31 protein-coding genes are annotated in these 25,475 nt (G+C 69.9%); 7 read left to right on the top strand and 24 right to left on the bottom strand.

The genetic code is table 11. From position 1 onward, the window contains the following. Both CS1GBM4_RS24805 and CS1GBM4_RS22825 read left to right on the top strand, forming a co-directional pair. Positions 1–200 (top strand): hypothetical protein (locus CS1GBM4_RS24805; protein WP_210201620.1); only part of this gene is annotated, 200 nt, incomplete at its 5' end. A gap of 238 nt (positions 201–438) precedes the next feature. Next, entirely contained in the window at positions 439–1,071 is a 633-nt protein-coding gene (locus CS1GBM4_RS22825) for a MarC family protein (RefSeq protein ID WP_186421060.1), read from the top strand. Positions 1,072–1,093: 22 nt separating this feature from the next. Here the strand turns inward: CS1GBM4_RS22825 and CS1GBM4_RS22820 are convergent, their stop codons facing one another. Together CS1GBM4_RS22820 and CS1GBM4_RS22815 are read right to left on the bottom strand one after the other, a co-directional pair. After that, positions 1,094–1,441: a gamma-glutamylcyclotransferase family protein gene (locus tag CS1GBM4_RS22820; RefSeq protein WP_186421059.1), complete on the bottom strand. Its 348-nt coding sequence runs from the start codon at positions 1,439–1,441 to the stop codon at positions 1,094–1,096. Between the two features lie 26 nt (positions 1,442–1,467). Further along, positions 1,468–2,133 (bottom strand): DJ-1/PfpI family protein, encoded by a 666-nt coding sequence (locus CS1GBM4_RS22815; RefSeq protein WP_186421058.1) that lies wholly within the window; start codon positions 2,131–2,133, stop codon positions 1,468–1,470. 75 nt (positions 2,134–2,208) lie between these two features. Here CS1GBM4_RS22815 and CS1GBM4_RS22810 point away from each other — a divergent pair, with 75 nt between their 5' ends. Then, positions 2,209–3,171 carry a helix-turn-helix domain-containing protein gene (locus CS1GBM4_RS22810; RefSeq protein ID WP_186421057.1) on the top strand — a complete coding sequence of 321 codons (963 nt, stop codon included), beginning with the start codon at positions 2,209–2,211 and terminating at the stop codon, positions 3,169–3,171. Between the two features lie 14 nt (positions 3,172–3,185). On the opposite strand, the gene CS1GBM4_RS22805 is transcribed toward CS1GBM4_RS22810, so the two are convergent. The 3 genes from CS1GBM4_RS22805 to CS1GBM4_RS22795 all read right to left on the bottom strand — a co-directional run bounded on the left by CS1GBM4_RS22805 (position 3,186) and on the right by CS1GBM4_RS22795 (position 6,122). After that, on the bottom strand, positions 3,186–3,632 hold the full coding sequence (locus CS1GBM4_RS22805; protein ID WP_186421056.1) for a GNAT family N-acetyltransferase: 447 nt from the start codon (positions 3,630–3,632) through the stop codon (positions 3,186–3,188). Between the two features lie 10 nt (positions 3,633–3,642). After that, complete coding sequence (locus CS1GBM4_RS22800; RefSeq protein ID WP_186421055.1) at positions 3,643–4,821, bottom strand: homoserine O-acetyltransferase; 1,179 nt, start codon at positions 4,819–4,821, stop codon at positions 3,643–3,645. Positions 4,822–5,006: 185 nt separating this feature from the next. After that, a complete protein-coding gene (locus CS1GBM4_RS22795; RefSeq protein ID WP_186421054.1) occupies positions 5,007–6,122 on the bottom strand; it encodes a M20 family metallopeptidase in 1,116 nt (371 codons plus the stop codon). A 180-nt stretch (positions 6,123–6,302) separates the two neighbouring features. Between CS1GBM4_RS22795 and CS1GBM4_RS22790 the strand changes: the two genes are divergently transcribed. After that, positions 6,303–6,566, top strand: a complete 264-nt coding sequence (locus CS1GBM4_RS22790) for a hypothetical protein (protein WP_186421053.1) — start codon at positions 6,303–6,305, stop codon at positions 6,564–6,566. On the opposite strand, the gene CS1GBM4_RS22785 is transcribed toward CS1GBM4_RS22790, so the two are convergent. The 3 genes from CS1GBM4_RS22785 to CS1GBM4_RS22775 form a co-directional block, all read right to left on the bottom strand. Further along, the gene (locus tag CS1GBM4_RS22785; RefSeq protein WP_186421052.1) at positions 6,553–8,139 is read right to left on the bottom strand and encodes an ABC transporter substrate-binding protein; all 1,587 of its coding nucleotides are present in this window, start codon (positions 8,137–8,139) and stop codon (positions 6,553–6,555) included. The two genes, CS1GBM4_RS22790 and CS1GBM4_RS22785, sit on opposite strands and share 14 nt — an antisense overlap. 230 nt (positions 8,140–8,369) lie before the next feature. Beyond that, complete coding sequence (locus tag CS1GBM4_RS22780) at positions 8,370–9,581, bottom strand: DUF2336 domain-containing protein (RefSeq protein WP_186421051.1); 1,212 nt, start codon at positions 9,579–9,581, stop codon at positions 8,370–8,372. Next, positions 9,578–10,720, bottom strand: coding sequence for a lytic transglycosylase domain-containing protein (locus CS1GBM4_RS22775; RefSeq protein ID WP_186421050.1), 1,143 nt, complete (start codon positions 10,718–10,720; stop codon positions 9,578–9,580). The genes CS1GBM4_RS22780 and CS1GBM4_RS22775 overlap by 4 nt, the downstream gene beginning before the upstream one ends. 135 nt (positions 10,721–10,855) lie before the next feature. Here CS1GBM4_RS22775 and CS1GBM4_RS22770 point away from each other — a divergent pair, with 135 nt between their 5' ends. Both CS1GBM4_RS22770 and CS1GBM4_RS22765 read left to right on the top strand, forming a co-directional pair. Beyond that, on the top strand, positions 10,856–11,347 hold the full coding sequence (locus tag CS1GBM4_RS22770) for a MaoC family dehydratase (RefSeq protein WP_186421049.1): 492 nt from the start codon (positions 10,856–10,858) through the stop codon (positions 11,345–11,347). Continuing rightward, a complete protein-coding gene (locus CS1GBM4_RS22765) occupies positions 11,347–12,225 on the top strand; it encodes a CoA ester lyase (RefSeq protein ID WP_186421048.1) in 879 nt (292 codons plus the stop codon). The genes CS1GBM4_RS22770 and CS1GBM4_RS22765 overlap by 1 nt, the downstream gene beginning before the upstream one ends. Before the next feature lie 88 nt (positions 12,226–12,313). On the opposite strand, the gene CS1GBM4_RS22760 is transcribed toward CS1GBM4_RS22765, so the two are convergent. The 4 genes from CS1GBM4_RS22760 to CS1GBM4_RS24705 form a co-directional block, all read right to left on the bottom strand. Further along, positions 12,314–12,505 carry a hypothetical protein gene (locus tag CS1GBM4_RS22760; RefSeq protein ID WP_186421062.1) on the bottom strand — a complete coding sequence of 64 codons (192 nt, stop codon included), beginning with the start codon at positions 12,503–12,505 and terminating at the stop codon, positions 12,314–12,316. 5 nt (positions 12,506–12,510) lie between these two features. After that, positions 12,511–13,116, bottom strand: coding sequence for a flavin reductase family protein (locus CS1GBM4_RS22755; protein ID WP_186421047.1), 606 nt, complete (start codon positions 13,114–13,116; stop codon positions 12,511–12,513). Positions 13,117–13,121: 5 nt separating this feature from the next. Next, positions 13,122–13,691: a nitroreductase gene (locus CS1GBM4_RS22750; protein ID WP_186421046.1), complete on the bottom strand. Its 570-nt coding sequence runs from the start codon at positions 13,689–13,691 to the stop codon at positions 13,122–13,124. Between the two features lie 423 nt (positions 13,692–14,114). Next, a complete protein-coding gene (locus tag CS1GBM4_RS24705) occupies positions 14,115–14,387 on the bottom strand; it encodes a hypothetical protein (RefSeq protein WP_244607363.1) in 273 nt (90 codons plus the stop codon). Positions 14,388–14,471: 84 nt separating this feature from the next. Between CS1GBM4_RS24705 and CS1GBM4_RS22745 the strand changes: the two genes are divergently transcribed. Continuing rightward, positions 14,472–15,320: a hypothetical protein gene (locus CS1GBM4_RS22745; protein WP_244607365.1), complete on the top strand. Its 849-nt coding sequence runs from the start codon at positions 14,472–14,474 to the stop codon at positions 15,318–15,320. A gap of 105 nt (positions 15,321–15,425) precedes the next feature. Here CS1GBM4_RS22745 and CS1GBM4_RS22740 read toward each other — a convergent pair whose 3' ends face one another. The 12 genes from CS1GBM4_RS22740 to CS1GBM4_RS22685 form a co-directional block, all read right to left on the bottom strand. Then, positions 15,426–16,256, bottom strand: a complete 831-nt coding sequence (locus CS1GBM4_RS22740; protein WP_186421044.1) for an SGNH/GDSL hydrolase family protein — start codon at positions 16,254–16,256, stop codon at positions 15,426–15,428. Beyond that, complete coding sequence (locus tag CS1GBM4_RS22735; RefSeq protein ID WP_186421043.1) at positions 16,193–17,377, bottom strand: OpgC domain-containing protein; 1,185 nt, start codon at positions 17,375–17,377, stop codon at positions 16,193–16,195. Before CS1GBM4_RS22735 ends, CS1GBM4_RS22740 begins: the two co-directional genes overlap by 64 nt. Positions 17,378–17,565: 188 nt before the next feature. Beyond that, the gene (locus CS1GBM4_RS22730) at positions 17,566–17,850 is read right to left on the bottom strand and encodes a GIY-YIG nuclease family protein (protein ID WP_186421042.1); all 285 of its coding nucleotides are present in this window, start codon (positions 17,848–17,850) and stop codon (positions 17,566–17,568) included. 149 nt (positions 17,851–17,999) lie between these two features. Next, entirely contained in the window at positions 18,000–18,821 is an 822-nt protein-coding gene (gene tatC, locus CS1GBM4_RS22725) for a twin-arginine translocase subunit TatC (RefSeq protein ID WP_186421041.1), read from the bottom strand. Then, positions 18,818–19,351 (bottom strand): Sec-independent protein translocase protein TatB, encoded by a 534-nt coding sequence (gene tatB / locus CS1GBM4_RS22720; protein WP_186421040.1) that lies wholly within the window; start codon positions 19,349–19,351, stop codon positions 18,818–18,820. The genes tatC and tatB overlap by 4 nt, the downstream gene beginning before the upstream one ends. 103 nt (positions 19,352–19,454) lie before the next feature. Continuing rightward, the gene (locus tag CS1GBM4_RS22715) at positions 19,455–19,694 is read right to left on the bottom strand and encodes a twin-arginine translocase TatA/TatE family subunit (RefSeq protein ID WP_186421039.1); all 240 of its coding nucleotides are present in this window, start codon (positions 19,692–19,694) and stop codon (positions 19,455–19,457) included. A 69-nt stretch (positions 19,695–19,763) separates the two neighbouring features. Beyond that, positions 19,764–20,876, bottom strand: coding sequence for an ABC transporter ATP-binding protein (locus CS1GBM4_RS22710; RefSeq protein WP_348522342.1), 1,113 nt, complete (start codon positions 20,874–20,876; stop codon positions 19,764–19,766). Positions 20,877–21,070: 194 nt separating this feature from the next. Next, positions 21,071–21,751 carry an SMC-Scp complex subunit ScpB gene (scpB, locus tag CS1GBM4_RS22705; RefSeq protein WP_244607362.1) on the bottom strand — a complete coding sequence of 227 codons (681 nt, stop codon included), beginning with the start codon at positions 21,749–21,751 and terminating at the stop codon, positions 21,071–21,073. Between the two features lie 12 nt (positions 21,752–21,763). Beyond that, positions 21,764–22,582, bottom strand: a complete 819-nt coding sequence (locus tag CS1GBM4_RS22700; protein ID WP_186421037.1) for a ScpA family protein — start codon at positions 22,580–22,582, stop codon at positions 21,764–21,766. Positions 22,583–22,649: 67 nt separating this feature from the next. Beyond that, complete coding sequence (gene nagZ / locus CS1GBM4_RS22695) at positions 22,650–23,663, bottom strand: beta-N-acetylhexosaminidase (RefSeq protein WP_186421036.1); 1,014 nt, start codon at positions 23,661–23,663, stop codon at positions 22,650–22,652. A 231-nt stretch (positions 23,664–23,894) separates the two neighbouring features. Then, positions 23,895–24,986 carry a TRAP transporter substrate-binding protein DctP gene (dctP, locus tag CS1GBM4_RS22690; RefSeq protein WP_186421035.1) on the bottom strand — a complete coding sequence of 364 codons (1,092 nt, stop codon included), beginning with the start codon at positions 24,984–24,986 and terminating at the stop codon, positions 23,895–23,897. Positions 24,987–25,164: 178 nt separating this feature from the next. Further along, positions 25,165–25,475 (bottom strand): SPOR domain-containing protein (locus tag CS1GBM4_RS22685; RefSeq protein ID WP_186421034.1); only part of this gene is annotated, 311 nt, incomplete at its 5' end.

Raw genomic sequence — 25,475 nt, 5'->3', positions numbered from 1 at the left:
CGGCGGCCATGGGGGCGGCGGCGGTGGCCATGGCGGCGGCGGCTCCGGTGGCGGAGGCCACGGTGGCGGTGGCGGCGGTCATGGTGGTGGAGGTGGTTCCGGCGGCGGCGGCCATGGCGGTGGCGGCGGTGGCGGCGGCCACGGCGGCGGGGGCGGCCATGGCGGCGGCGGTCTTGGTGGAGGCGGCAGGGGCTGAGTGATCCGACCGGACGGAGCATTCGCTCACGACACATGGCTCGGGCGCGGCGATCGCCGCGCCCGTTGCGTTGCGCAATGCCGGATGCTCCTCGATATCGCTGCAGCCTCGCTGGTGGCAGCTCGCCCTCGCAGCGGCCACGAAGCCTGTGTCCATTGCAGCGAAACTTGCTCTAGAGTGGGATGCAGGCCCGCGACCTGGCGTCGGCCAGCCGAGCGGCCCCGCCAGCTCCGAGGCAGACCATGTTCGCCGAATACCTCTCCTCCGCGCTGGTGACGCTGCTGGTCACGCTCGATCCGCCGGGGCTGGCGCCGATCTTCCTGTCGCTCACGCGTGGCATGTCGGAGGGCGAGCGGCGCCAGGTCGCGGTGCGCGCCTGCATCATCGCCTTCGGCATCATGGCCTTCTTCGGCCTCGCCGGCGACGTTGTGCTGAAGGCGCTCGGCGTCTCGCTGCCGGCCTTCCGCATCGCCGGCGGCTTCCTGCTGTTCTGGATCTCGTTCGAGATGGTCTTCGAGCGCCGCAACGAGCGCAAGCAGCAGACGGCCGACACCGCCATCACCCAGGACCATATCCGCAACGTCGCCGCCTTCCCGCTGGCGATCCCGCTGATGGCCGGGCCCGGCGCGCTGACCGCGATGATGCTGCTCGCCGGCCGCGCCGACGGCGACATCGCCATGCTCTCGGCGCTCGCCGCGATCTGCGGGCTGGTGATCCTCGCCTGCCTCGCCGTCTTCCTGCTGGCGCTGCCGATCGCCCGCCTGCTCGGCGTCACCGGCAATGTCGTGCTGACCCGCCTGCTCGGCGTCATCCTCGCTGCGCTCGCGGTGCAGTTCGTCATCGACGGCGTCCGCGCGGTGGTGCGCGGCGGCTGAGCCGTCGGCGGCCCGGAAGTCTCTACGCCTTGACGTAGACGAACGCCTCCCTGCCCGAAGCGAGCCGGACGCTGATGCGCTTGTAGTCCGCCACCTCATACCGGTCGGCCGCCGCGAGTTCCGCGGCGGTGATGGCGAAGACCTTGCCGGGCACGCTGTCGGCCGGGTCGGCGCTCGGCGCCACCACCGGGTGGAAACGCTTGCCGCTGGTGCGGATCACCTCGGGATCGGTGATCTCCAGCATGGTCCGGCGGTAGCCGGGCATGGCGTCGTCATGACCGTCGAGCAGGCGCCCGAACGAGGCGAGCTGGACGTTCTCCTGCTGCAAGGTGCCGTAGGAGAACAGAAGGATGCTGCGCTCGTCCGCCATGCTCGCGGCTCCCGACCACCGCGATTCTAGAGCGCGGCCAGCAGCTTTTCGCGCGCCGCGCGCGAGCCGGCAAGCCGCTGCCGCGCCGCAGCCAGGATGGCGGCCGGCGCCTCCTGCGGCGTGCCGGAGCGGAAGGGCGGCGCCGGCGCATATTCGAGCGCGAGCTGGATCACCTGCGCCTCCTCCTCGCCGAGCAGCTCGGCGATCACGGCGAGGCCGAAATCGATGCCGGAGGTGACGCCGCCGGCGGTGATCAGCTTGCCGTCACGCACGACGCGGCCTTCCGTCGGGACCGCACCGAGCCGGGCGAGGAAATCATGCGCGTTCCAATGCGTCGTCGCGCGCTTGCCCTGCAGCAGCCCGGCCATGCCGAGCACCAGCGAGCCGGTGCAGACCGAGGTGAGATAGCGCAGCTGCCCGGCCCGCTCGCGCAGGAAGGCGAGGACGACCTCGTCGCTCAGCAGCGGATTGACCCCGGCCCCGCCCGGCACGCAGAGCACGTCGAGCGGCGGACAATCGGCGAAGGTCGTGGTCGGCGTCAGCATGAGCCCGGTCGCGGCCCGGACCGGCGCCGTGTCCTTCCAGATCAGGTGCACCTGCGCATCGCGCGCCGAGGCGAAGACCTCATAGGGGCCGGTGAGGTCGAGCTGCTGGACCTGCGGGAAGACGAGGATGCCGAAGCTGAGGGACATGGGGTGGAGCTCCTGATTGACGCCTCCAGCCTAGCGGGCGAAGCTGTGGCCGAACTGCCAAGCAGCCCTCGCTTCATGCCAAACCGACGCCGCATCGAGATCCTGACCTTCCCCGGCGGGCAGTTGCTCGACGTCGCCGGCCCCTTGCAGGTCTTCGCCACCGCCAACGATCTCGCCCACCTCGCCGGCCGCCCCCTCCCCTACGAAGCCGCCGTGGTCGCCGCCGAAGGCAGCATCGTCACCACCTCAGGCCTCGCGCTCGCCGCCAGTCCGCTGCCGCCCGCCGACCGGCCGCTGCACACGCTGGTCGTCGCCGGCGGCCGCGGCGTCAACGCGGCCTGCCGCGACGCGGCGCTGGTCACCTGGGTCCGGCAGCGCGCCGCGACGGCGCAGCGCGTCGCCTCGGTCTGCAGCGGCGCCTTCCTGCTCGCGGCCGCCGGGCTGCTCGACGGCCGGCGTGCCGCCACCCATTGGGGCCGCTGCGCCGAGTTCCGGGCGATGTTCCCGCAGGTGCGGCTGGAGCCCGACCCGATCTATGTCCGCGACGGCGATCTCTGGAGCTCGGCCGGCGTCACCGCCGGGATCGACCTCGCGCTCGCGCTGGTCGAGGCCGATCTCGGCCGCGAGCCGGCGCTCGCCGTCGCCCGCCAGCTCGTCGTCTTCCTCAAGCGCCCCGGCGGGCAGGCCCAGTTCAGCGCCGCTCTCGGCCTGCAGGAGCAGGACGGCCGCTTCGATCGCTTGCATGGCTGGATCGTCGAGAACCTGCGCGGCGATCTCTCGCTGGAACGGCTGGCCGGAGAGGCCGGCATGAGCCTGCGCAGCTTCGCCCGGCACTATCGCCAGGCGACGGGCCGCACCCCCGCCCGCGCCGTCGAGGAGATCAGGATCGAGACCGCGCGCCGCCTGCTCGAACAGGGGCTCTCCGTCGCGCAGGCCGGCCGCCGCTGCGGCTTCGGCTCCGAGGAGACCTTGCGCCGCGCCTTCCTGCGCCGGCTCGGCACCAGCCCGCAGGCCTATCGCGAGCGCTTCGCCGGATAGCATCGATCGACCTTCTACAGCGTCAGCTCCATCAGCCTTTCGCCGTTCGCGCGCGTCTCGCCCGTATCCTTGAACCCTTGCGCCAGATAGAAGCCGTGCGGCCCGCGATCGCCGGGCACATAGCTCGTCCGCGCGAGCCCGTAGCCCTGCGGCTCCAAGCTGCTCAGCCAAAGCGCGATCGCCTCGCGCCCATAGCCTTTGCCCTGATGGCGAGCATCGATCATGAAGCGCCAGAGGAAACAGCTCGCGCCGTCGTCGCCAGGGCGCCACATGATGAAGCCGACCGGTTCTTCGTCGGCATAGACCGCCCGGAACACGGCCGCGCGATTGAAATAGGCTTGCGCGATCGAGACCGCATTGGGTGCGACGAAGCCGCTCTGCGCCTCCTGCGGCTCGAGTTCGCAGATCGCGCGCACGGTCTCGGCGGTGATCTCCCGCAGCGAGACAGCCGGCGCGCTCACGCGATGCTCCTCACTTCTCCAGGAAGGCCTTCACCGCCCCTTCCGCCTGCTTCATCGAGATCACCCCGTCGAGGTGGCCGCGCGTGCCCTGGATGGTGACATGGGTGACGTCGCGCCCGGCCTTCTTCGCCTCGGCGACGGTGCGCTGGATCGTCTCGTCCGGAAAAACCAGGTCCTTGGGCTGGCTGACGATCAGGAGCGGCGCCTTGATCCGGCTCATCGCGTCGGCGAGCGACTTGCCGCCGGCGGCGTAGAGCTGGTTGGCCTTGACCAGATAGAGGAAATGATTGGCGTCCGAGACCTTGGCGCGGGCCTCGCCGGCATTGTCGAGGATGCTCTGGACCTGGAACTTGTTGCCGAGCGCCTTGGCCGGGTCCTCGCCCTCCTTGGCCGGGCGGCGGCCGAACGTGCCGTTGGTCCAGTCGCCATGGTTGGCCTGCAGCGTCACCACCGCCAGCGCCTTGGCGAGGCCGGCATTGGGCGGCGTCTTGCCGTAATAGTCGCCCTTGTTCCAGTTCGGATCGACCAGGATCGGCGCCGCCCAGACGTCGAGCCAGGCGATGAGCTGGGCGTCGGCCTCGGCCGCGCCGATCACCGCCATCGCCTTGCCGACCATGTCGGGATGGCTCGCCGCCCATTCATAGGTCTGCAGCGCGCCCATGGACGGGCCGGCGACCAGGGCGAGCTTCCTGATCCCGAGGCTCTCGACCAGAGCCTTCTGGACATTGACGAAATCGCCGATGGTCACCACCGGGAAGTCGAGCGCGTAGGGCTTGCCGGTATCGGGATCGATCGAGGCGGGGCCGGTGGTCGTGGTCTTCGGATCGCCGGTGTTGAGATTGACCAGCGTGTCGGAGGCGATGACGAAATATTTGCTGGTGTCGATCGCCTTGCCCGGGCCGATGATCGCGTCCCAATAGCCGGGCGCCGCGTCGGCGGCGGCATACTTCCCGGCAGCATGCGAATTGCCCGAGAAGAAATGGCAGATCAGGATCGCGTTCGACTTGTCGGCGTTGAGCGTGCCGTAGCTCTCCCAGCCGACCTTGACGTTCTTCAGCGTGCGCCCGCCCTGGGTGGTGAAGCTCGGCAGCTCGAAGACCTTCTTCTCGGCGATCAGTTCCTGAGCCTGCGCCATCCCCGCCACCACCGCTCCGACGATACCGAGCACCCCCGCGATCCAGCCCTTCATGCCGCGCTCCTCCCGCTCCGGCCGGCATTCCGGCCCGGAGAGGGATCAGAGCGGATTTGTCCGGCTAACGGAAGAGGGTTGCACTCCGTCATGCTCGCCCTCGTGGCGAGCATCCACGTCTTGAACACCGTCCTCGACGGACGAAGACGTCGATGGTCGGGACAAGCCCGACCATGACGAGGAACTCACAGCGTCTCCAGCAGGCCCTTGATCAGCGCCCGGCGCGGCGCGATCGAGGAGATCAGCGCATATTCCTGCAAGGTGTGGGCGCCATCGCCGTCGATGCCGAGCCCGTCGAGGGTCGGCACGCCGAGCGCTGCGGTGAAGTTGCCGTCCGAGCCGCCGCCGGTCATCGGGCAGTCCTGCAGATCGAAGCCGATCCCGGCCGCCACCGCCCGCGCCTGCTCGTAGAGCGCCGCGACCTCGGGCGACTTCTCATAGGGCGGCCGGTTCATGCCGCCGCTGACCACGACCTTCACATCCGGATCATGCGGCTTCAGGCCGAGGATGCGCTCTTCCATCGCGATGCCGTCCGCCACCGTGGTGACGCGGCAATCGACGCTGAACCAGGCATGCTGCGGGATGACGTTCGCCGCCGTGCCGCCGCCGACCAGCGCGACCGTGGTGGTGATGCCGCGCGCGTAATCGGTCATGCCCTCGACGGCGAGGATCTGGTGCGCCGCCTCGCGGATGGCGTTGCGTCCATCCTGGTGGCGCGAACCGGAATGCGCCGGACGGCCCTCCAGCCTGACCTCGAAGCGGCCGACGCCCTTGCGCGCCGTGACGATCTTGCCGCCCTCGCGCGCCGGCTCCGTCACCAGCACCGCCATCGCCTCGCGGCCGACATCCTCGATCAGCGCCCGCGAGGTCGGCGAGCCGATCTCCTCGTCCGGCGTGAACAGGAAGACCAGCGGCCGCCGCACGGTGCCGGACCTGGCCGCATCCTTGAAGGCCTGCAGCGCCAGCCAGGCGCCACCCTTCATGTCGTAGACGCCGGGTCCGTAGAGCCGGTCGCCCTCGACCCGCACCGGCAGGTCCTTCGCACTGGTGCCGACCGGGTGGACTGTGTCGAGATGCGACATCAGCGCGATGGCCTTCTCGCCGTTCCGGACGCCGGCGCGCAGGATCAGATTGTCGCCGAGGCCGTCGCGGCCGGGAATGCGCTCGACGGCGATCGGCAGGCCTTCGACCTCCTTGGCGACGAGGTCCATCATCCCGTTGACGCCGGGCACGTGATGGGTGGGGCTCTCCAGCGCAACCCAGACGGAGAGCGCGGGGACGGCGGGATCGTGAATGGTCATTGTCGGGAGAGTTTCGCGGGAAAGCGTGGCGATAACGGGACATTGGCCAATTCGCCGGCTTTGTCCATGTCGAAACGCGCCTAGCCGCCCTGCGGACGCCGCGTTCGAGAAAATTTAGACGCGATGTCGGCAGCGCCGCGCCTCGTCCGTCCTCGAAGCGACCCCGCCGAGGACCGGATGATGCACCCGCCCGTTGCTCCCGCCACAGCCATACTGCCTGCCCTGCCCCGGCTGCGCAGCGTCCTGGCGGCCCTCGCCGGCTTCCTCGCGGTCCTCGCAATCGCCCTCCTCGCCGACCAGACCCTGCGCGCGCTCGGCCTGCCGCCGCCGGCGGCCCAGCCCATGCCGGAACTCGGCCGCCAGGCGCTGGCGGCCTGGCTGCGGGCGGGATGCCTGCTGCTTGCCGGGCTCGTCGCGAGGACTGCCGGCGCTAGACGCGCCTGACGTTCCAGAAGGTCGGGAAGCTCGGCAGCACGCCCGTGAGCTTGCGGCTGAAGGCCGTCGGCTGGAAATACTGGCCGAGCGGCGCATAGGGCACATCCTCGAAGGCCTGCTTCTGCAGCTCGGCGGCGATCCTCTGCTTCGCCGTGAGATCGGTGGCCTCCATCCAGGCCTCGCGCAGCGTCTCGATCTTCGGCGCCGTCGGCCAGCCCGGCCAGGCCGCAGCGCCGTTGCCGCGTAGCGAGATGTGGCCGACCGGGTCGAGGATGTCGATGCCGTTCCAGCCGGTGAAGAAGCAGTTCCAGCCGCCATTGCCTGGCGGCTCCTTGTTGGCCCGGCGCGTCACCACCGCCCCCCAGTCCATCACCTGGTAGTCGACCTCCATGCCGATGCGCTTCAGCATCTCGGCGCCGACCTCGCATTCGGCCTTGAGATTCGCGAGGTCGGTGACCCCCAGCAGCACGACCTTCTCGCCCTTGTAGCCCGCCGCCGCCAGCGCCTGCCTGACCTTGGCGATGTCGCGCGGCCCGTTCAGCACCTCCATCCCGGCCTCGTTCGCCATGGGCGTTCCCGGCGGGAACAGGCCGACGCCGGTCCGCCATAATGTCTTGTCGGGACCGCCGACCGCCTCCATGAACTCGGCCTGGTCGATCGCCATCAGCACGGCGCGGCGGATCGCCGGATTGTCGAAGGGCGGATGCAGGTGGTTCATCCGCATGATCGCGATCGCGCCGGTCGTCTCCTTGATCGCGACCTCGAGCTTCGGGTCCTTCGCCAGCAGCGGCAGGATGTCCGGCAGGGGCTGCTCGACCCAGTCGACCTCGCCGCTCTGCAAAGCCGCAGCCGCGGTCGCAGGGTCCGGCAGGGTATGCCATTCGATCCGCTCGACATGGGCGATCTTCGGCCCGGCGGTGCGACCCGGCCTGCCGTCGCCGCGCGGCACGTAGCCTGCGAATTTCTCGTAGACCGCCCGGTTGCCCGACTGGCGCTCGCTCGCGACGAAGCGGAACGGCCCGCTGCCGATCACCTCGGTGACCTGCGTCGTCGCCTCGGTCGCCGCCAGCCGCTCCGGCATGATCACCGGCACCGAAGCCGTCATCTTGGCGAGAGCGTCCGGCAGCAGCGGGAACGGCTTCCTCAGCCGGAAGCGCAGGCTCCGGTCGTCGACCGCGGCGAGTTCCTCGGTCTGCGCCATCAGCGTCTGGCCGAAGGAATCGCGCTTGCCCCAGCGGTTCAGGCTGGCGACGCAGTCCTTCGCCAGCACCGGCGTGCCGTCATGGAACCTCAGGCCCTCGCGCAGCTTGATCGTCCAGCTCTTGCCGTCGGCCTCGGCCAGCGCGCCCTCGGCCATTTGCGGCTGGGCCTTGTAGTTCTCATCCTGGCCGAACAGCGTGTCATAGACGAGGAAGGCGTGGTTGCGGGTGACGGTCGCCGTCGTCCAGATCGGGTCGACGACGGCGAGATCGCCCTGCGGCACGAACTTGATCACGTTCCTGTCGGCGCCACGGCCGATATTGGGTCTGCTGACCGCGATGGCGGCAGCCGTGCCTGCAATGAAAGCGCGACGTGTCGGCATGTCAGGCTCCCCGGAGCCCGTTCCGATCGGCTCGCACCGCAAGCCGATCGGCAAACGGTCTCCAAACCAAAAGGAAGAGACGGATTCGCCGACCAGCTTGGAACAACCTGATCGGATCCGGCTCTGGCGGCAGGGCGTCGATCCGGGGATGGAGGCCCTGGCGATACGGCCTGTCAGGCAATCAGCATGCCAGCGGCCGGTCAAGCCGGGGCGGCAACGCCGCGTCTCGCTCAGGCGGCGTCGCGCAGATCGTCGAGCTCGAGCTCGACCAGGAAAGCGGGGTCGGCCTCGACCAGCAGCGCCAGCGCCGCATCGTCGGCGAGCGAATCGGCCAGCAGCCGCGCCTCGTCGCGGGCCGCTTCCGCGTCGAGCCGGCGCAGCAGCGCCATCAGCGCATTGGCCCCGGGCCCCTCCAGCGCCTCGCAGGCGATCAGGACCTGTCCCAGCAAGTCGCGGTCGATGCCGGCGCGCCGCCGCTGCCCGGGCCCGGCCTGCTTCAGGGCCGCGACGGCCGCCGCGAAGGCCGGCAGCAGGGTCTCCGGCATCGCGGCCTTGCGGTAGAGTGCCTTCAGGCCGGCGCCGCGCCGGTCCCAGAGCAGGGCGCGTACGCGCCTGGGCGGCAGATCGGACAAGGCGGCGAAGGCGGCCTCCGCCAGCGCCGGCTCGCCGCTGAGCAGCGAGCGCAGAATGACGCCCGCGGTCAGGCGGCCGTTCTCGCGCAGGCAGTCGACGATCGCCGGGGCATCGCTCGCCTCGCCCCCGGCGGCGAGCGCGACCGCGACCCGCTCGGTCGATTCGCGGGCGAGCCGGGCGCTGCGCTCCTCGGTGAGCCAGCCGCAGCCGGAGACGAAGGCGGCGAGCGCGTCCGAGACCTTGGCGGCGATCGCCTGGCGCAGCCCCGCCGGCAGGTCCTCGCGCGCCAGCATGGCCTCGCGCACCGCCCCTGCCTCGCCCGCGCGCTCGAAGATCCGCTCCAGCGAAAAATCGGGGATGTCGGCGGTCGGGTTGCCGAGCAGCGCGACCAGGGCCTCCTCGACCGCGACCTCGGCGAGAGCGGCGCAGATGCCGGGCGAGAGCCAGGGCCGTAGCGCGATGGCGCGCTGCGCCAGCCCGTCGCCGACTGCGGCGGCATCGACGAGATCGGCCTCCGTCAGCACCGGCGACTGCGCCAGCAGGAGGGCGGCGACGTCGCTCTGCTCGGCGATCAGCCCGAGCACCAGATTGCGCGGCGCCTGCGGCGCGGCCGCGAGCTCCTCGGCGAGCGCGCGGCGCACCAGCGGCGAGGGATCGTCGACCAGCGCGATCAGCGCCGTCTCGGCCTCGCGCCGGTCCTCGGGCGACATCGCCGAGCGCAGATAGGCTCCCGCCAGCGCGGCGGCGCCGCGCGCCCGCGCCTCGGCTGGGGCGGTGCGGGCCCAGAGCAGGAAGCGGCGCACGATCATCCGCGCCTCCCATGGGTCATGAACTGGCTGAGATCGAGCGGCCCGCGCCGCTGCCGGCGGCCGGTCGCGGCGGCCTCGCTCGTCGCCGCGGCCTGCGTATCCGCCGGGGCGAGGTCACGTGGCCGCGCCGGCGGCAGCGGGGCGCTGACGGCGCTCGCGGCGCCCGTGCCGCCCGCGCTCTCGGTCCTGGCGGCCCTGCTCGCGGACGAGCCCTCGCTTTCGCTCGTCGCGGAACCCAGGCGCGGGAAATAGCGGGTCGCCGGGTCGTCGTCGGCGGCGCGGGATGGGCCGCCGACGCGCGGCGTCGTCCAGAGATTCGCGACCGCTTTCGAGACCGGCGCGCGCGGCCCCTCGGTCGAGAACAGGCCGATCAGCCCCTTCGCCCGACCCGGCGCCAGTGCGGCGGCGATCGGCGCGACCGGCGGCTCGGCGGCATAGGCTGCCGCGGTCGTGGCCGCCCCGGTCGGCCGGGCCTGCGCCAGCATCGCGCCGGTCGTGGCCGCGACCTGGGTGTTGGCATGGCTGGCGGCGAGCAGGCCGTAGACCTCCTGGGCGCTGCGGGCGCGGCCGCCCTTGTCGAAGAAGATCGCGCGATTCGCGGCGGCGGCCTCCGGAAAGTCGCGCGCTGCGGCCCGCGTCGGATCGCTCCCGGCGGTGCGGATGAGATCGACGGCGCCGCGGGCGCCGAGCACATGCGCCATGTAGAGCTCGCCGGCCTGCGGCTGGCGGCCGAGCGCCTGGCCGAGCTGCTCGGCGTTCTTCTGGGTCAGCGCGCCGGCCATCACCGCCGCCACCTGCGGATCGGAGCGCAATTGCAGGATCTTCTCGCGCAGCGCGGGATCGGCCACGGTCAGGCGCCCGCCGCCATCCTCGCTGATCGCGCCGGCATAGCTGGCGAGCCCCTGCTTCGGCCCCTCCTGGCGCATGATCGACAGCCAGGTCTGCTCGATGAACTGGAACAGCCCGGTCGCGCTCGAGGTGCGCGCCTTCGCATCCGGCTCGAGCGCCGATTCCCGTTGCGCGGTCTTGAGCAGATAGTCGAAGCCGACACCGGTCCTGTCGGCGCCTTCCTTGATCGCGCTGACGACCGGATTGGCAGGCGTTGTCTCGCGGGCGCTCGGCGTGCTGAAAAGGAACATGAGGTCACTCGGGCCGCTGCCGTTCCAGACGGACCGGAGCACCCGCAGAGACTGGACCGATTATGGTAAGCGAACCGTTAAAACGGGCGTTTCCGGACGCGGGCCCGAACGGAAAAGTGCCACAGGAGCAAGACGATGGCGGAAGCGACGCGGCATAGGCGGGGCGGGCTCTACTTCGAGGATTTCGAGATCGGCGCCTCGATCGAGCATCGGCTGACCCGCACGGTCACGCAGATGGACAACATGCTGTTCTCCAACATGACGCTGAATCCGCAGCCTTTGCACATCGACGCGCACTTCTGCGCGACCGAGACCGAATGGGGCCGGCCCCTGATGAACTCGCTGTTCACGCTCGGCCTGATGATCGGCATCTCGGTCAACGACACCACCGTCGGCACGACGATCGGCAATCTCGGCATGACCGACGTGACCTTTCCCGCCCCGCTCTTCGAGGGCGACACGGTCAACTGCGTCACCGAGATCGTCGCCAAGCGCGAATCGCGGTCGCGCCCGGACGCCGGCATCGTCGAGTTCCAGCATCGCGCCTACAAGCAGGACGGCACCCTGGTGGCGCAGTGCCGCCGGCAGGCCTTCATGAAGAAGCGCCCGGCCGGAGGGCAGGCCTGATGCGCTCGCTCCTCTTCGTCCCCGGTGACAACCGCAAGAAGCTGCAGAAGGGCCTGGAGAGCGGTGCCGACGCGCTGATCCTCGACCTCGAGGATTCGGTCGCGCTCGACGCCAAGCCGGCGGCGCGCGCCCTCGCCCGCGATTTTCTCGAGGAGGCCCGCGCCCGGGCGGAGCGTCCGCGGCTGATCGTGCGCGTCAACGCGCTGACGACGGGGCTGACCGAGGCCGATCTCGATGCGGTCATGCAGGGCGGGCCCGACGCGATCATGCTGCCCAAGGCCGAGGGCGGCGCCGACCTCACCCATCTCGCCGCGCATATCGCCGTGCGCGAGGCCGAATACGACCTGCCCGACGGCGCAACGCGGATCATCGCCATCGCCACCGAGACCGGCAAGGGCATCTTCGGCCTCGGCAGCTATGCCGGCGCCAGCCACCGGCTCTCCGGGCTGACCTGGGGGGCGGAGGACCTCTCGGCCGATCTCGGCGCCGAGACCAACCGGCTGGCGGACGGCTCCTATGCCGACCCCTACCGGATGGCCCGTTCGCTCCTGCTCTTCGCCGCCGCCGCCGCGCAGGTCGACGCCATCGACACCGTCTTCACCGCCTTTCGCGACGAGGCGGCCCTGCGCGCCGAATGCATCGCCGGACGGCGCGACGGCTTCACCGGCAAGATGGCGATCCACCCGGCGCAGGTGCCGGTGATCAACGACGTCTTCTCGCCCTCGCCCGAAGCGCTGGCGCGGGCCGAGGCGATCATCGCGCTCTTCGACGAGAATCCCGGTCTCGGCGTTGTCGGACTCGACGGCGAGATGCTCGATCGGCCGCATCTGATGCGCGCCCGCCGCCTCAAGGCGCGGGCTGACAGATCGCGTCAATGATTCCGCCCAAACGATTCGGGCGATTCGTGTTCTCCGGCCGTCATTCCGGGCGCTGCGCAGCAGCGAGCCCGGAATGACGGCGTACCGTCTACGGCGCCCCGATCTGCCGGCACTGATGCCGCGCCGCGCTCGCCAGACAGTCCTGCGCCTTCTTCGCGGCGTCCAGCTCGCGCAGCAGCCAGAAGCCGAGCCCGACCATGACCAGCACGGCGATGACCGCGAGCAGGTTGACGGTCATGCGCCATTGCTCGTCCGGCTCCTCGTCCCGGCGCCGGACCATGGCGCTCAGCCGCCGGCGGGACGGGTGATCGAGAAGAGCTCGCCGACCTCGGCATAGTCGCTGTAGCCGCAGCGCGCGATCGGATTGGCCTTGGCGGTGTCGAAGCGCCCGTCATGCACGAAGGCCTCGTCGAGATAGGCCGCGACGACCTGGCCGAGCACCATCCAGCGCGGCAGATCGTTGCCGTCGACGTCCCTGAGCTGCTGGATCGACAGGAGCTTGCATTCGAGCGCCGCCGGGCTTGCCGCGACCCGCGGCGGCCTGACGATGCGCGACGGCGCCATCTCGAGCCCGGCATGGGCATACTCGCTCTCGCCGCGCGGCAGCGGCGCCGAGGTCAGGTTCATCTGCCGGGCGAGGGCGCGGGTGACCAGGCTGCAGGTGAACTCGCCGGTCTCCTCGACGAAGGCGACCGCGTCCTTCTTGTTCTCGGAGGAGAACATCACGATGTTCGGCCGCGACGAGATCGCGTTGAAGAAGCTGTAGGGCGAGAGATTGACCTCCCCCTTCGCGTTCACCGCGCTGATCCAGCCGATCGGCCGCGGCGCCACGATCGCCTTGAACGGGTCGTGGCCGAAGTCGAGCTCGCGCCCTTGATTGGTGTAGTACACGGCGCTTACCCCTCGAACCGGCTGACGATCGCGGCGAGATCCGGCCGCTCGCGGTCGGCCGGACGGCTCTCCGCCTTGCCGAGATGGACGAAGCCGGCGATGCGCTCGTCCGGTTCGAGTCCGAAGGCGTCGAGCACCTTGCGGTCGAAGGCGAACCAGTTGGTCAGCCAGGAGCCGTGGAAGCCGAGCGCCTCGGCGGCGATCAGCATGTTCATGCAGACGGCGCCGGCCGAGAGCTCCTGCTCCCATTCCGGGATCTTCTCGTGCTTGCGGGCGCGCGAGACCACGGCGATCACCACCGGGGCATGGATCAGGCGCTTGCGCTCGAAGTCGACCTTGCCGTCATCGGCCTGCGGGTTGCGCTCCCTGAAGACCTCCGCGACGATTTCGGCAGCCTTCTCCTTGCCGGCGCCGGAGAAGATGACGAAGCGCCAGGGCGCCAGCTTGCCATGGTCCGGCACGCGGGCCGCCACCGTCAGGATCTCGCGCAGCTGGTCCTCGTCCGGCCCGGGGCCGGTGAGAAATTGCGGGGGCACCGAGCGGCGGAGCTTGAGCAGGGAGAGCGTGTCGGTCATGAACGATCCGGGAGATGGCGGCGGCGGACGATGGCCCCCAGTTAAGGTTTCGCCATGATGAGGACAAGCGAACCTGCTCCTTCCCCGGTGCAAGGACGATGACGGCGCAGCGCATGTTTCAACGCGACGAGTTCCAGAGGGCAGCGCCGTTGGCGCGGATGCACGGTGCGGCTTGCTGATGCCGAACCGCCTCTTTCTGCACGCCCCCCCATCCCTAACCCTTCCCCACCGCAAGCGGGGGGAAGGGAACAGGGCGCGCTCCGCCGCCGACCAGACCGCGTTTGCCACGACAGAACTCCTTCCCCCCGCTTGCGGTGGGGAAGGCTGGGATGGGGGGGCGTGATGCAGAGCACGGCACGGAAGGACCCACGCGCCGCGAATGCAAGGCGTCTCAGGCGCGAAACGACACCGGCCGAGAAACGGTTATGGGCTCAGTTGCGCCTGCTGGAATTGCCTGGCGGCCATTTCCGAAGACAGGCACCCATGGGTCCCTATTTCGCGGATTTTGCACATTTTCATTCCAAGCTCGTGATTGAGCTCGATGGCGACCAGCACGGACTCGCCGAAGCGCAAATCCATGATGCCGAGCGCACCCGCTATCTGGCTGCACGCGGTTATCGTGTTCTGCGCTTCTGGAATCGCGAAATCACCGAGAATCTCGATGGCGTCGTCGAAACGATCTTTCGTGCCGTGCATGCTGTTTCGCCAGTGCCGACCACGACCGTGCACCGACAAACCAATATCTCCGGTCTCGTCTTCGCCGCGCTCAGCCTGCTGGCTATGGCCGCCACCCCACTTCTCGCCCAGACGCCCGGCGCCACGCCCGGCGCCACGACGCCCGGCTCGCCCTCGAACGCGGCCATCGGCTCGCGCGCGGGCCAGGCGGTGCTCGCTCTCGGCGCCCAGTTCTCGGGCAGCCGCAAGCCGGTCCGCTCCGGCCTGGTCTGGCGCGTGCTGATCGAATCCTCCGACGGCTCGCCGCCACGAATTGTGGCGCGCTCCAACGACGCCGAGCCGAGCTTCGCGCTCGAGCCCGGCGTCTACCTGCTGCATGCCGCCTATGGCTTCGCCAGCGCCACCAAGCGCGTCACCCTCGGCCCGCAGGGCCTGAGCGACCGGCTCAGCATCAGCGCAGGGGCACTCTCGCTGGCCGGCTCGATCGGCGAGACGCCGATCCCGCCGAACCTGCTGAGCTTCTCCGTCTTCGTGCCGCTGCAGGGCAATTCCGAAGGCCGCCTGGTGGTCTCCGACGCCAAGGCCGGAGACCTCGTCCGCCTGCCGGAAGGCACCTATCACGTGGTGTCGACCTATGGCGATTCGAACGCCATCCAGCGCGCCGACGTCCGGGTCGAATCCGGCCAGGTGACGCAGGCGACCCTGCATCACCGCGCCGCGCAGGTGACCCTGAAGCTCGTCGCCGGCCCCGGCGGCGAGGCCTTCGCCGGCACCGCCTTCAGCGTGCTGACCCCCGGCGGCGACGTCATCCGCGAGGCGATCGGCGCCTTCCCGCAGGTGATCCTGGCCGAGGGCGACTATGTGCTGATCGCGCGGCAGGAGGGCCAGGTCTTCTCGCGCGACTTCAAGGTCGAGGCCGGGCGCGACCGCGACATCGAGGTCATCGCGCGCTGAGCGGCGTCGTCATTGCGAGCGTAAGCGAAGCAATCCAGAGCGGCAGAGCTCACGTTGCCCTGGATTGCTTCGTCGGCTGAAGCCTCCTCGCAATGACGAGAGCGCTCAATTCGTCGGCTTGCCCGGCTCGCGCCCCTCGCCGAGCCCGGCGAGGATCCCGTCCGCGAGGCGGATGCCGAGGCAGCGATAGCCGGCCTCGACCACATGCAGCCCGTCCATGCCGACGATCTCCTCCTCGCTGAACTGGCGCGAGCCCGACCAGCTCTTCATCATGCCGTAGCGCGGAAACACCGGAACCCCGTTCTCGCCCGCGGTCTTGGCCAGCACGGCGCGATAATCGTCATATTTCGGATAGCGCCCTTCGCGGGGCAGCCAGGGCAGGTCGACCAGCACGAGATCGATATGGGCCTCCTGGAGCTTGTGGATGCCCTTGCGCAGGATCTTCGCCAGCTTCTCCTCGCCGATATCCCGGATGGCGTCGTTCACGGCGGTCTGCCAGATCACCAGCGACGGCTTCTCGGGAATGACCTCGCCCTCGAGCCGCAGATACATCTCATAGGCCGACTGGCCGCCGACCCCGAGATTGAGCACCTTGATCTCGCGCCCGGGCAGGCGGCGGCGCAGCTCGGCCTCGAGCACGGCGGGGTAGCTGCGGTCGACGTCGCTCGCGCCCGTTCCGGCGGTGCTGGACGAGCCCAGCGCGACGATGCTGAGGCGGTTGGTCTCGGTCAGCGCCTGCCTGGAGGCGGGCAGCGCCGGCTTGAACGGATGCTGCGCCGCGCCGGCCCGGCAGCGCCCGTCCATCATCTGGGCGAGAGGCTTCGGCCCGGCGAGCGCCGGCCAGGCGGACGCCAGGATCAGAAGGGCGCAGCTCAGGCCGTGGCGGCCTGCTCGCGAGCGGCGCCGGCGGCGCGTGCCGTGAGCGTCTTGTACCACGAGAGAAACGTTCCTAGCCCGAGCAGGATGGTAATCCCGCCCAGGGTCACGAGCAACTGGACCCAAAGGGTGAAGGAGGTCTCCGCCAGGATGATCTGTCCGGCGATCGCCAGCACGATCCCGGCGCAGAAGACCTCGAGCGAATGCCGCCCGAGCGCGGCCAGCCGCCGCCCCGCCAGCCCGGTCAGCACGGCCGCATCCGGCCTGAGCAGGCGCAGCACGAGCCAGATCAGCGCCACCAGATGGACGAGGCGCGGCCAGGCGAGATTGGTCTTGTCGATACCGATCTGCAGGCTCTCGATCCACTCGTTGAGCACGGCGAGCCCGAACGGGTTGCCCGGGGACAGCTTCACGGTCGCGGCGAACAGCAGGACCAGCGTGGCGGCCGCATCGAGCAGGCGCAGCTTCGGCAGGCGCGCGCCGACGAGGCCGAGGCGGCCGACGACGACGCCGAGCGTGAACACCATCTGCCAGGCGAAGGGGTTGAAGAACCAGCCGCCCTCGCCCGGATGGTTCGGCAGGTTGAGCCCGGCATGGGCTGCGCCCTGCCAGAGCGCGACCGAGAGCGCCAGCGCCGCGAGCGGGCTGGTCCGTGCCGTGACGTAGATCAGCGGGAACGCCGCCAGCAGCACGATGTAGAGCGGCAGGATGTCGAGATAATAGGGCTGGTAGACCAGGCTCAGCGCGTTGACGATCGCTGCGGCGGTGTCGCTGAAGAAGGGCTGGATGTTGATCGCCTCGACATAGAGCGCGTTCTGGGTGCGCACCACCGCCGTCGCGACGATCCCGCAGACCAGCACGAACAGCGCCAGATGCGCGATGTAGAGCGTCCAGATCCGCGCGCCGACCTTGAGCGAGCCGACGAGCAGCCCGCGCTGGTCGATCAGACGGCCATAGGCGAAGACGGCGGAGATGCCGGCGAGCAGCACGAAGACATCGGCCGCGTCGGAGAAGCCGTAATTGTGCGGCATCGCCGCCGAGACGATGTTGCCCGGCATGTGGTTGACGAAGATCACCAGCAGGATCAGGCCGCGTATCACGTCGATGCGCAGGTCGCGGCCCGGCGAGGCCGCCTGGCGCGGGCCCTTTCCGAACAGCATCAGGCGCCAGAACCCGCTCACTTCGCCACCGCTCCGTCAGGCACGGCCCGTGAGGTGGCCGCACAGTCGTTCATCTGGCGTTCATCTTAACATTCGGTTGCGGGCGGGATTGCGGCGGCTCGATCACAACCCTGTGCGCGAAGCTCGTACTGTGTGATCCCCCGTCATTCCGGCCGCAGCGCCGGAATGACGGAATATGTGGGAGCGGCTCAATCCAAATGGATCGTATCGTAGAGGTCTCGCCACGTCGGATTGGCCGCCTCGATCAGGGCGATCTTCCGCGCACGAGCCCACTTCTTCATGCGTTTCTCCTGCAGGATGGCTTCATCCGCACGATCGAAGCGTTCTGCATAGACGAGGTGTCTTACCCCGTACTTTCGTGCGAATTCGGAACCCCGCCCCTCGCGGTGCTCGGCGGTACGACGGGACAGGCTGTTGGTCACGCCGACATACAGCATCCCATTCCAGCCGCTGGCCATGACGTAGATCCACATCAAGCGTCTCCACCGTCATTCCGGACAAGCTGCGGAGCAGCGCAGCTCCGGAATCCATCGTAGAACGCCTGAACCCTACGATGGATTCCGGCGCTTCGCTTCGCTACGGCCGGAATGACGGTGCAGTTTCAACTGGCAGGGCCTCAAACTCACTCGTCCTCTGCCGCCTTCGCCGCCTCGCGCTTCTTCTCGACCCGGCGGACGGAGAACACCGAGAGCTCGTAGAGGGCGAGCATCGGCACCGCGAGCATGAGCTGCGAGATCACGTCGGGCGGGGTCAGCACCGCCGCGACGACGAAGACGAAGACGATGGCGTAGCGGCGCTTGTCCTTCAGGAACTGCGCATCGATGATCCCCGCCTGGCCGAGCAGGGTCAGGATCACCGGCAGCTGGAAGGAGATGCCGAAGGCGAAGATCAGCGTCATGATCAGCGAGAGGTACTCGCTGACCTTCGGCAGGAGCGCGATGCCGGCCTGCCCGTCGGTCGCCGCCTGCTGCATGCCGATCGAGAACTTCATCAGCACCGGCATGGCGAAGAAGAACACCATCGCCGCGCCGAGCAGGAAGAAGACCGGCGTCGCCGCCAGATAGGGCGCGAAGGCCTGGCGCTCGTTCTTGTAGAGGCCGGGCGCGACGAATCTGTAGATCTGCGTCGCGATCACCGGGAAGGCGAAGAAGCCGGCGCCGAAGGCGGCGATCTTGATCTGGGTGAAGAGATATTCGAGCGGCGCTGTGTAGATCAGCTGCACGTTGGCGCCCGGCCCCGCCGCCCAGATATAGGGCTGGACCAGGAGGTTGTAGATCTGCGTCGCGAAGGCGAAGCAGATGAAGAACATGATCAGGAAGGCGATCAGCGACTTGATCAGCCGCGAGCGCAGTTCGATCAGATGGTCGATCAGCGGCGCGCGCGAGGCCTCGATCTCGTCCTCGCCGGCGCGCTTCGCGTCGGCGCTCGTCTCGACGACGCTCATGCCGTCTCTCCGCCCTCGGCCACTGCCGCCTTGGTCTTGCGCTTGCGCGCGGGCCTGGCCGGCGGCTCGACGGCCTCCGGCGATACGGCCGGCTCCTCGGTCGCGACGGTCTTGCGGCGGCGCTTCGGCTTCTCGGCCGGCTCGGCCACTGGAGCCGGAGCGATCTCGACAGGGGCCGGCAGGTCGGGCGCCGGCAGCGCGGCGAGCGTCGCCTCGGCCTCCTTCATCGCCATGTCCTCAGCCGGCTTCGAGACGTCGGCGGCGCCGAAATCCTTCATCGGCTCGATCGGGTCGAAATGGGTCGAGGCCTGGATCGAGTTGCCGATATCGTCGACCTGCTTCTTGAGGTCGTGCAGCTCGGCCTCGCGCATGGCGTCGTTGAACTGGCCCTGGAACTCGGCGGCCATGCGCCGGATCTTGCCGATCGCCTGTCCGGCCGAGCGCAGCGCGCCGGGCAGATCCTTGGGGCCGATGACGATGAGCGCGACGCCCCCGATCAGCAGCATTTCGCTCCAGGCGATGTCGAACATCGACGGCCGGTCCTCTGGAAGCCTTGCATGCCGCCGAAGGCGGCACCGGAGCGGGCCCGGCCGGATCGGAACCCGACCGGCCAGCCCGTCTCCGACGGTGAGATCAGGCCTTGGTCTCGGCCTTGGCCGGCTGCGGGTTCGCGGTCTGGGCCGTATGGTCGATCACCTTGGGATCGGCCGGCTGCTGCGCGGCCGGCGGCGTCTCGTCCTCCGCCATGCCCTTCTTGAACGACTTGATGCCCTTCGCGACGTCGCCCATCAGTTCGGACACCTTGCCGCGGCCGAACAGCAGCATGACGATGACGCCGACGACGATCCAGTGCCAGATGCTGACGCCACCCATGGCGGTACTCCTCCGAAATTGAACGCGCGGCCCGACTTGTCCCGAGGGGCCAGATGCTTGTGCCGGAAACTAGGTGTCCCCTACAGGGAACACAAGGACTTCGTCCATCGCAATGTCGATGCCGACATCCTCTCCCTCGGCGACAGAACCGCGCAGCGGCAGCCGCGCCACCACGGGCTTGTCGAGACCATCGAGCACCAGCTCGAGATGATCGACCTCGCCGAGGAAGCGCCGCGTGATCACGCGCGCCGGCAGGCAGAAGCCCTTCGGCACCAGCCTGATCGCCTGGGGGCGCACGCCCAGCACGGCCGGTGCCCCATCGGGCAGGCCCGGCGCCGGGAAGCGACCGAGCGGGGTGTCGACCACCCCGCCATGCACCACCGCCTCGATCTCGGTAAGATCGCAGAAAAATCGGGCGGCAAAGAGGCTGATCGGCCGCCGGTAGAGCTCCTCGCCGGTGCCGGTCTGGACGATCCGCCCCTGCTGCATCAGCACGATCCGGTCGGCGACGCGCATCGCGTCCTCAGGATCGTGCGTCACGATGATCGAGGTCGCGCCGATCTCCTTGAGCAGCGCCATGGTCTCGTCGCGCACCGTATCGCGCAGCCGGCGGTCGAGATTGGAGAAGGGCTCGTCCATCAGGAGGACGCCCGGGCGCGGCGCGACGGCGCGCGCCAGGGCGACGCGCTGCTGCTCGCCGCCGGAGAGCATGTGCGGATAGGCCTCGGCGAGGTCGGCGAGGCCGACGCGGGCGATGGCGCGCAGCGCGGTGGCGTCGGCCTCGGCATTGCCGTAGCCGCGCAGGCCGAAGCGGACGTTCTCGCGCACCGAGAGATGCGGAAACAGCGCATAGTCCTGGAAGACCAGCCCGACCCCCCTCGCCTCCGGCTCGACGAAGCCGCCGGAGGAGGACACGTCGCGCCCCTCGAGCAGGACGCGGCCGGCGCTCGGCCGCTCGAGGCCGGCGGCCAGCCGCAGCAGCGTCGTCTTGCCGCAGCCGGAATGGCCGAGCAGCGCGACGATCTCCCCGGGCGCGACGCCGAGCGAGACCTGGTCCAGCGCCGTCACCTCGCCGAACCTCTGGGTCACGCCCTCGAAGCCGAGCGCCATCGGAATGGCGGCGCCGGCCGTGCCGCGTCGTCCCCACCCCAGCCAGCGCATCTTGCCGTCGGTTCGAGCCAAGTCGTTCTCCTGGGACAGACACCGTCATTCCGGGGCAGCCCCCGGGCCGAGCCGGCCCCATCAACACCCGACGGCCGAAAGGCCGCCCGGCTGCCGCTTACCCGGTGGAGGCGGTGTTCATGGGTTCCGGGCTCTTCGCTCCGCGAAGCTCCGGAATGACGACGCGGTTCCGCAATTCAGTTCCCCGCGCTGTGCTAGCTGGCGTCGCCGTCGTCAAGCGGCGTGAACAGGTCGCCGAGCGGGTCCTCGTCGTCGCGCAGGGACGGATCGTCGTCCGGCACGGGCACCGTGAGGTCCTTGGCGAGGCGTCCTTCGATGAAGCCGGCGCCCTTCAGCTCCTCCAGCCCGGGCAGGTCGTCGATGCGGTCGAGCCCGAAATGGTCGAGGAAGGCCGGCGTCGTGCCGAAGGTCACCGGCCGCCCCGGCGAGCGGCGCCGGCCGCGCAGGCGCACCCAGCCCGCCTCGAGCAGGATGTCGAGCGTGCCCTTGGCGGTGGCGATGCCGCGGATCTCCTCGATCTCGGCCCGGGTCACCGGCTGGTGATAGGCGATGATCGCCAGCGTCTCCAGCGCCGCGCGCGAGAGCTTGCGCGGCGGCTCGGCCTCGGGCGCCAGCAGATAGGCGAGGTCGGGCGCGGTGCGAAAGGCGAAGCCGCCGGCGACGCGCTGCAGCGTCACGCCGCGCATGGCGTAGGTCTGCTGCAGCTCGGCGACCACCCGTTCGACCGGCACGCTCGCCGGCACCGATTTCGCCAGCTCCTCGGCCGAGAGCGGCTGCACCGAGGCGAACAGCAGCGCCTCGACGATCCGGCAGGCACGGGCCAGGGCCTCGCCGGCGTCCCAGGCGCCCTCGTCGTCATCGTCGGCTTCAGCCACGGCCATGGCGCCTCACAGGCCGAGCGTCGGCGGCCGCGCCGAGCGGCGCCGGACATAGAGCGGCGCGAAGGCGCCGTCCTGGCGCAGGTCGAGCAGGCCTTCGCGCACCATCTCCAGCATGGCCGAGAGCGAGGAGGCCCGCACGGTCGCGGTCATCGTCTCGGCCGGCAGGCCGTGGCTGCGCATATAGCGGGTGAGATAGCCGTCGATCGCCGTCCATTCGCCGGCCTCGCCGACCAGCCGGGCCAGCGCCTCGCGCGCCTCGACCAGCGAGAGAACCTGGCGATGGCCGACGCTCATCGGCTGGCGCATGCGCTTCTGGCGCTGCTGCGCATAGGCCGCGAGCAGGTCGTAGAGCTCCGCCTCCCAGGCCGGCCGGCCGGACGAGGCGATCACCTCCGGCGCACCGCGGGCGAAGACGTCGCGCCCGAGCCGTTCGCGGGTCGCCAGACGCTGGGCCGCGGCCCGGATCGTCTCCAGCCGCTTGAGGCGCAGGGCGAGAGCGGTCGCCAGGTCGGCCGCGCTCGGCTCCTCGCCCCTGGGCGGCTCCGGCAGCAGCAGGCGCGATTTCAGATAGGCCAGCCAGGCCGCCATCACGAGATAGTCGGCGGCCAGCTCGAGCCGGAGCGCCCGCGCCGTCTCGATGAAGGACAGGTACTGCTCGGCCAGCGCCAGGATCGAGATGCGGGCGAGGTCGACCTTCTGCCGGCGGGCGAGATCGAGCAGCAGGTCGAGCGGCCCTTCATAGCCGTCGACGTCGATCACGAGCGCGGGTTCGCCGGTCGCGCGTTCCGGCGTGCCGTCCTCTTGGAATGGCAGCTCAGCGGCCATCGGTGGCCTGGTCCCCATGTCCTGCCCCGCCCTGTGGCGGAGCCACAACCCCGGGGAGAGAATCGGCCTAACTGCCGCTCAAAGCAAGGGCGCCGGCAAGGCGCGCGCGGGTGCTGTCCACATCGAGCGGTTCGGGCTCGTGCCGAATGCGTGCCAGCGCCGTCGCGGCGCGCCGGGCGCGCTGGCCGCTCATCTCCGGAACGGCGCCGGCGATCGCGATCATCTCGTCCATGACGCCATGGCAGTGCAGCACCACGTCGACCCCGGCCCGGATCGCCGCCCGCGCCTTCTCGGCGAAGGTGCCGGACAGCGCCTTCATCGAGATGTCGTCGGTCATGATCAGCCCGTCATAGCCGAGTTCGCCGCGCATGATCCCGCGCACGATCCTGCGCGAGACCGTCGCCGGACGCCGCTTGTCGAGCGCGGTGAAGACGACATGCGCCGTCATCGCCAGCGGCATGTCGGCGAGATGCCGGAACGGCCGGAAGTCATGGGCGCGCAACTCGTCGAGGCTGGCCTCGACCACCGGAAGGTCGTGATGGCTGTCGGCCCTGGCCCGGCCATGGCCCGGCATGTGCTTGATCACCGGCAGCACGCCGCCGGCGAGGAGCCCCTCGGCCGCGGCCCGGCCGAGCGTCGCCACCACCGCCGGATCGCGGGCATAGGCGCGGTTGCCGATCACGTCATGGCTGCCGACGACCGGCACGTCGAGCACCGGCAGGCAGTCGACGTCGATGCCGACGCTTCTGAGGTCGTGCGCCATCAGCCGCGCCGAGAGCCGCACGATCTCGCGCTGCTGCACCGGGTCGTTGATGGCGAGGAAGGCGAGCGCCGGCGGATAGGGCGGCCAGTGCGGCGGGCCCATGCGCTGCACCCGGCCGCCCTCCTGGTCGATCAGGATCGGCGCCTGCCAGCCGACGCAATCGCGCATCTGCGCGGTCAGCGCAGCCACTTGCGCCGGATCCTGCGTGTTGCGCTTGAACAGGATGAAGCCCCAGGGCCGGGCGTCGCGGAAGAAGGCGCGCTCGTCGGCGGAAAGGCTCGTGCCGAGGCAGCCGGCGATGAAGGCGCGCGAGGTCATGCCGTCGTTATCGCCGATTCGGCCGCGATGGGCATTGCCTACCCGTCAGTGCGGGCTCCCCCTTTCCTTCTCCCCTTGCGGGAGAGGGTGGCCCGAAGGGCCGGATGAGGGGTCGCACTGGTCCCTAAAGGTCCGGAACGCGCTGCACGACGCCAACGATTGGTGTCGCGAGACCCCTCACCCCAACCCTCTCCCGCAAGGGGAGTGGGAGCAGGTCGCGTATGACGGTGCCTACCGCAGCGACTGCGAGGCCTGGGCGTTGAAGGCGTCGAAGGGCAGCTCGGCGACGCGGAACCAGAGCTGCTCCTTCTTCCAGTACGGCAGGAAGGAATCCCACAGCGTCTTGAAGTTCGGATTCTTCGCCGCCTGGTCGGCATAGAGCGCGAACGCCTCCTTGAAGGCGGCCTGCATCACGTCCTGCGGGAAGGCGCGCAGCTCCGCGCCGGAGGCGATCAGGCGCAGCAGCGCATCCGGATTGCCATGGTCGTATTTCGCCATGCACAGCGCGTTCGCCTCGGCGCAGGCGGCCTCGACCACGGCGCGGTAATGCGCCGGCAGCCCGTTCCACTTCTCCTGGTTGGCGATGAAGCTGACATTGGCGCAGCCCTCCCAGAAACCGGGATAGTAGTAGTATTTGGCGACCTTCACGAAGCCGAGCTTCTCGTCGTCATAGGGGCCGGAGAACTCGGCCGCGTCGATGGTGCCGCGCTCCAGCGCCGGATAGATGTCGCCGCCGCCGAGCGTCTGCGGCACCACGCCGAGCTTGGCCATGATCTGCCCGCCCAGGCCGGCGATGCGGAACTTCAGCCCCTGCAGGTCCGCGACGCTCTTGATCTCCTTGCGGAACCAGCCGCCCATCTGGGCGCCGGTATTGCCCGAGGGGATGGTGTGCACGCCGAACTTCTTCATCAGCTCGCGGCAGAGCTCGAGCCCGCCGCCCTGGTAGAGCCAGGCGTTCTGCTGGCGGGTGTTGAGCCCGAAGGGCAGCGAGGTCTCGAAGGCGAAGGCGGTATCCTTGCCGATATAGAAGCTCGCCAGCGTGTGGCTGCACTCGACCGTGCCGTTCTGCACCGCGTCGAGCGCCTGCAAGGCCGGCACGATCTCGCCCGCGGCGAAGGCCTGGATCTGGAACTGGCCGTCGGTCGCCTCGGCGACGCGCCTGGCGACATGGGTCGAGATGCCGAACAGCGTGTCGAGGCTCTTGGGATAGCTCGAGGCGAGCCGCCAGCTGATCTTCGGGTTGGACTGGGCGATCGCCGGCGCGGCGATGGTCGCGGCTGCGGCCCCGGCGGCGGTCGTCTTGATCAGCGTGCGGCGGTCCATGGCGATTCCTCACAGGTCATTCGCCGGATCGGCCCGGCGACGTTGCGCGCAGGCTAGCGACAGCGCCGGCCGGGCGGAACTGCGTTCGCTGCGCCGCGGCATGCGCCGGCGGCGGGGTAGCGACGACAAAGCCCGCCGCTCGGAAGCGGCGGGCCCTGTCAATGGCTGACGGATCGGCTCAGTTCTTGGCGATGAAGCACTGGCCACCGGCCGCCTGCAGCGCCGAGCACATCGCGCTCGCATCCTCGCGGGAATACGGGCCGACGCGCAGCCGGTAGACGGTCTTGCCGCCGGCGAGCTCGGTCTTGCGCACGATCGGGCTCTGGCCGGACAGCTGGTCGGGATATTTGCGCTGCAGCGCCGCGAAGGTGGCCCGCGCCTCCGCCTCGCTGCCGGGGGCGCCGAGCTGCACCGCGAAGCCGCCGTTCGGATCGGAGCGCGGAGCGGCGGCCGCCGGCTGCGGCCGCTGCGGCGCGAGCGCGGCGGTCC

The sequence above is a fragment of the Allobosea sp. CS1GBMeth4 genome, from assembly GCF_900185715.1.
In the GTDB taxonomy this organism is placed as follows: Bacteria; Pseudomonadota; Alphaproteobacteria; order Rhizobiales; family Beijerinckiaceae; genus Allobosea.
Note: the sequence above shows the minus strand (reverse complement) of the source record. Positions and strands in the feature narration are given on the sequence as shown.

Bases quoted from the DNA above. Each gene is read 5' to 3' on its own strand.
- CS1GBM4_RS22815 (WP_186421058.1), bottom strand. From the start codon at position 2,133: ATGTCCCTCAGCTTCGGCATCCTCGTCTTCCCGCAGGTCCAGCAGCTC.
- CS1GBM4_RS24705 (WP_244607363.1), bottom strand. From the start codon at position 14,387: ATGCACGGCACGAAAGATCGTTTCGACGACGCCATCGAGATTCTCGGT.
- CS1GBM4_RS22765 (WP_186421048.1), top strand. From the start codon at position 11,347: ATGCGCTCGCTCCTCTTCGTCCCCGGTGACAACCGCAAGAAGCTGCAG.
- CS1GBM4_RS22745 (WP_244607365.1), top strand. From the start codon at position 14,472: ATGGCCGCCACCCCACTTCTCGCCCAGACGCCCGGCGCCACGCCCGGC.
- CS1GBM4_RS22760 (WP_186421062.1), bottom strand. From the start codon at position 12,505: ATGGTCCGGCGCCGGGACGAGGAGCCGGACGAGCAATGGCGCATGACC.
- tatB (WP_186421040.1), bottom strand. From the start codon at position 19,351: ATGTTCGACATCGCCTGGAGCGAAATGCTGCTGATCGGGGGCGTCGCG.
- CS1GBM4_RS22810 (WP_186421057.1), top strand. From the start codon at position 2,209: ATGCCAAACCGACGCCGCATCGAGATCCTGACCTTCCCCGGCGGGCAG.
- tatC (WP_186421041.1), bottom strand. From the start codon at position 18,821: ATGAGCGTCGTCGAGACGAGCGCCGACGCGAAGCGCGCCGGCGAGGAC.
- CS1GBM4_RS22790 (WP_186421053.1), top strand. From the start codon at position 6,303: ATGCACCCGCCCGTTGCTCCCGCCACAGCCATACTGCCTGCCCTGCCC.
- CS1GBM4_RS22700 (WP_186421037.1), bottom strand. From the start codon at position 22,582: ATGGCCGCTGAGCTGCCATTCCAAGAGGACGGCACGCCGGAACGCGCG.
- CS1GBM4_RS22800 (WP_186421055.1), bottom strand. From the start codon at position 4,821: ATGAAGGGCTGGATCGCGGGGGTGCTCGGTATCGTCGGAGCGGTGGTG.
- dctP (WP_186421035.1), bottom strand. From the start codon at position 24,986: ATGGACCGCCGCACGCTGATCAAGACGACCGCCGCCGGGGCCGCAGCC.
- CS1GBM4_RS22770 (WP_186421049.1), top strand. From the start codon at position 10,856: ATGGCGGAAGCGACGCGGCATAGGCGGGGCGGGCTCTACTTCGAGGAT.
- nagZ (WP_186421036.1), bottom strand. From the start codon at position 23,663: ATGACCTCGCGCGCCTTCATCGCCGGCTGCCTCGGCACGAGCCTTTCC.
- CS1GBM4_RS22825 (WP_186421060.1), top strand. From the start codon at position 439: ATGTTCGCCGAATACCTCTCCTCCGCGCTGGTGACGCTGCTGGTCACG.
- CS1GBM4_RS22750 (WP_186421046.1), bottom strand. From the start codon at position 13,691: ATGACCGACACGCTCTCCCTGCTCAAGCTCCGCCGCTCGGTGCCCCCG.
- CS1GBM4_RS22775 (WP_186421050.1), bottom strand. From the start codon at position 10,720: ATGTTCCTTTTCAGCACGCCGAGCGCCCGCGAGACAACGCCTGCCAAT.
- CS1GBM4_RS22780 (WP_186421051.1), bottom strand. From the start codon at position 9,581: ATGATCGTGCGCCGCTTCCTGCTCTGGGCCCGCACCGCCCCAGCCGAG.
- CS1GBM4_RS22730 (WP_186421042.1), bottom strand. From the start codon at position 17,850: ATGTGGATCTACGTCATGGCCAGCGGCTGGAATGGGATGCTGTATGTC.
- CS1GBM4_RS22715 (WP_186421039.1), bottom strand. From the start codon at position 19,694: ATGGGTGGCGTCAGCATCTGGCACTGGATCGTCGTCGGCGTCATCGTC.
- CS1GBM4_RS22820 (WP_186421059.1), bottom strand. From the start codon at position 1,441: ATGGCGGACGAGCGCAGCATCCTTCTGTTCTCCTACGGCACCTTGCAG.
- CS1GBM4_RS22785 (WP_186421052.1), bottom strand. From the start codon at position 8,139: ATGCCGACACGTCGCGCTTTCATTGCAGGCACGGCTGCCGCCATCGCG.
- CS1GBM4_RS22795 (WP_186421054.1), bottom strand. From the start codon at position 6,122: ATGACCATTCACGATCCCGCCGTCCCCGCGCTCTCCGTCTGGGTTGCG.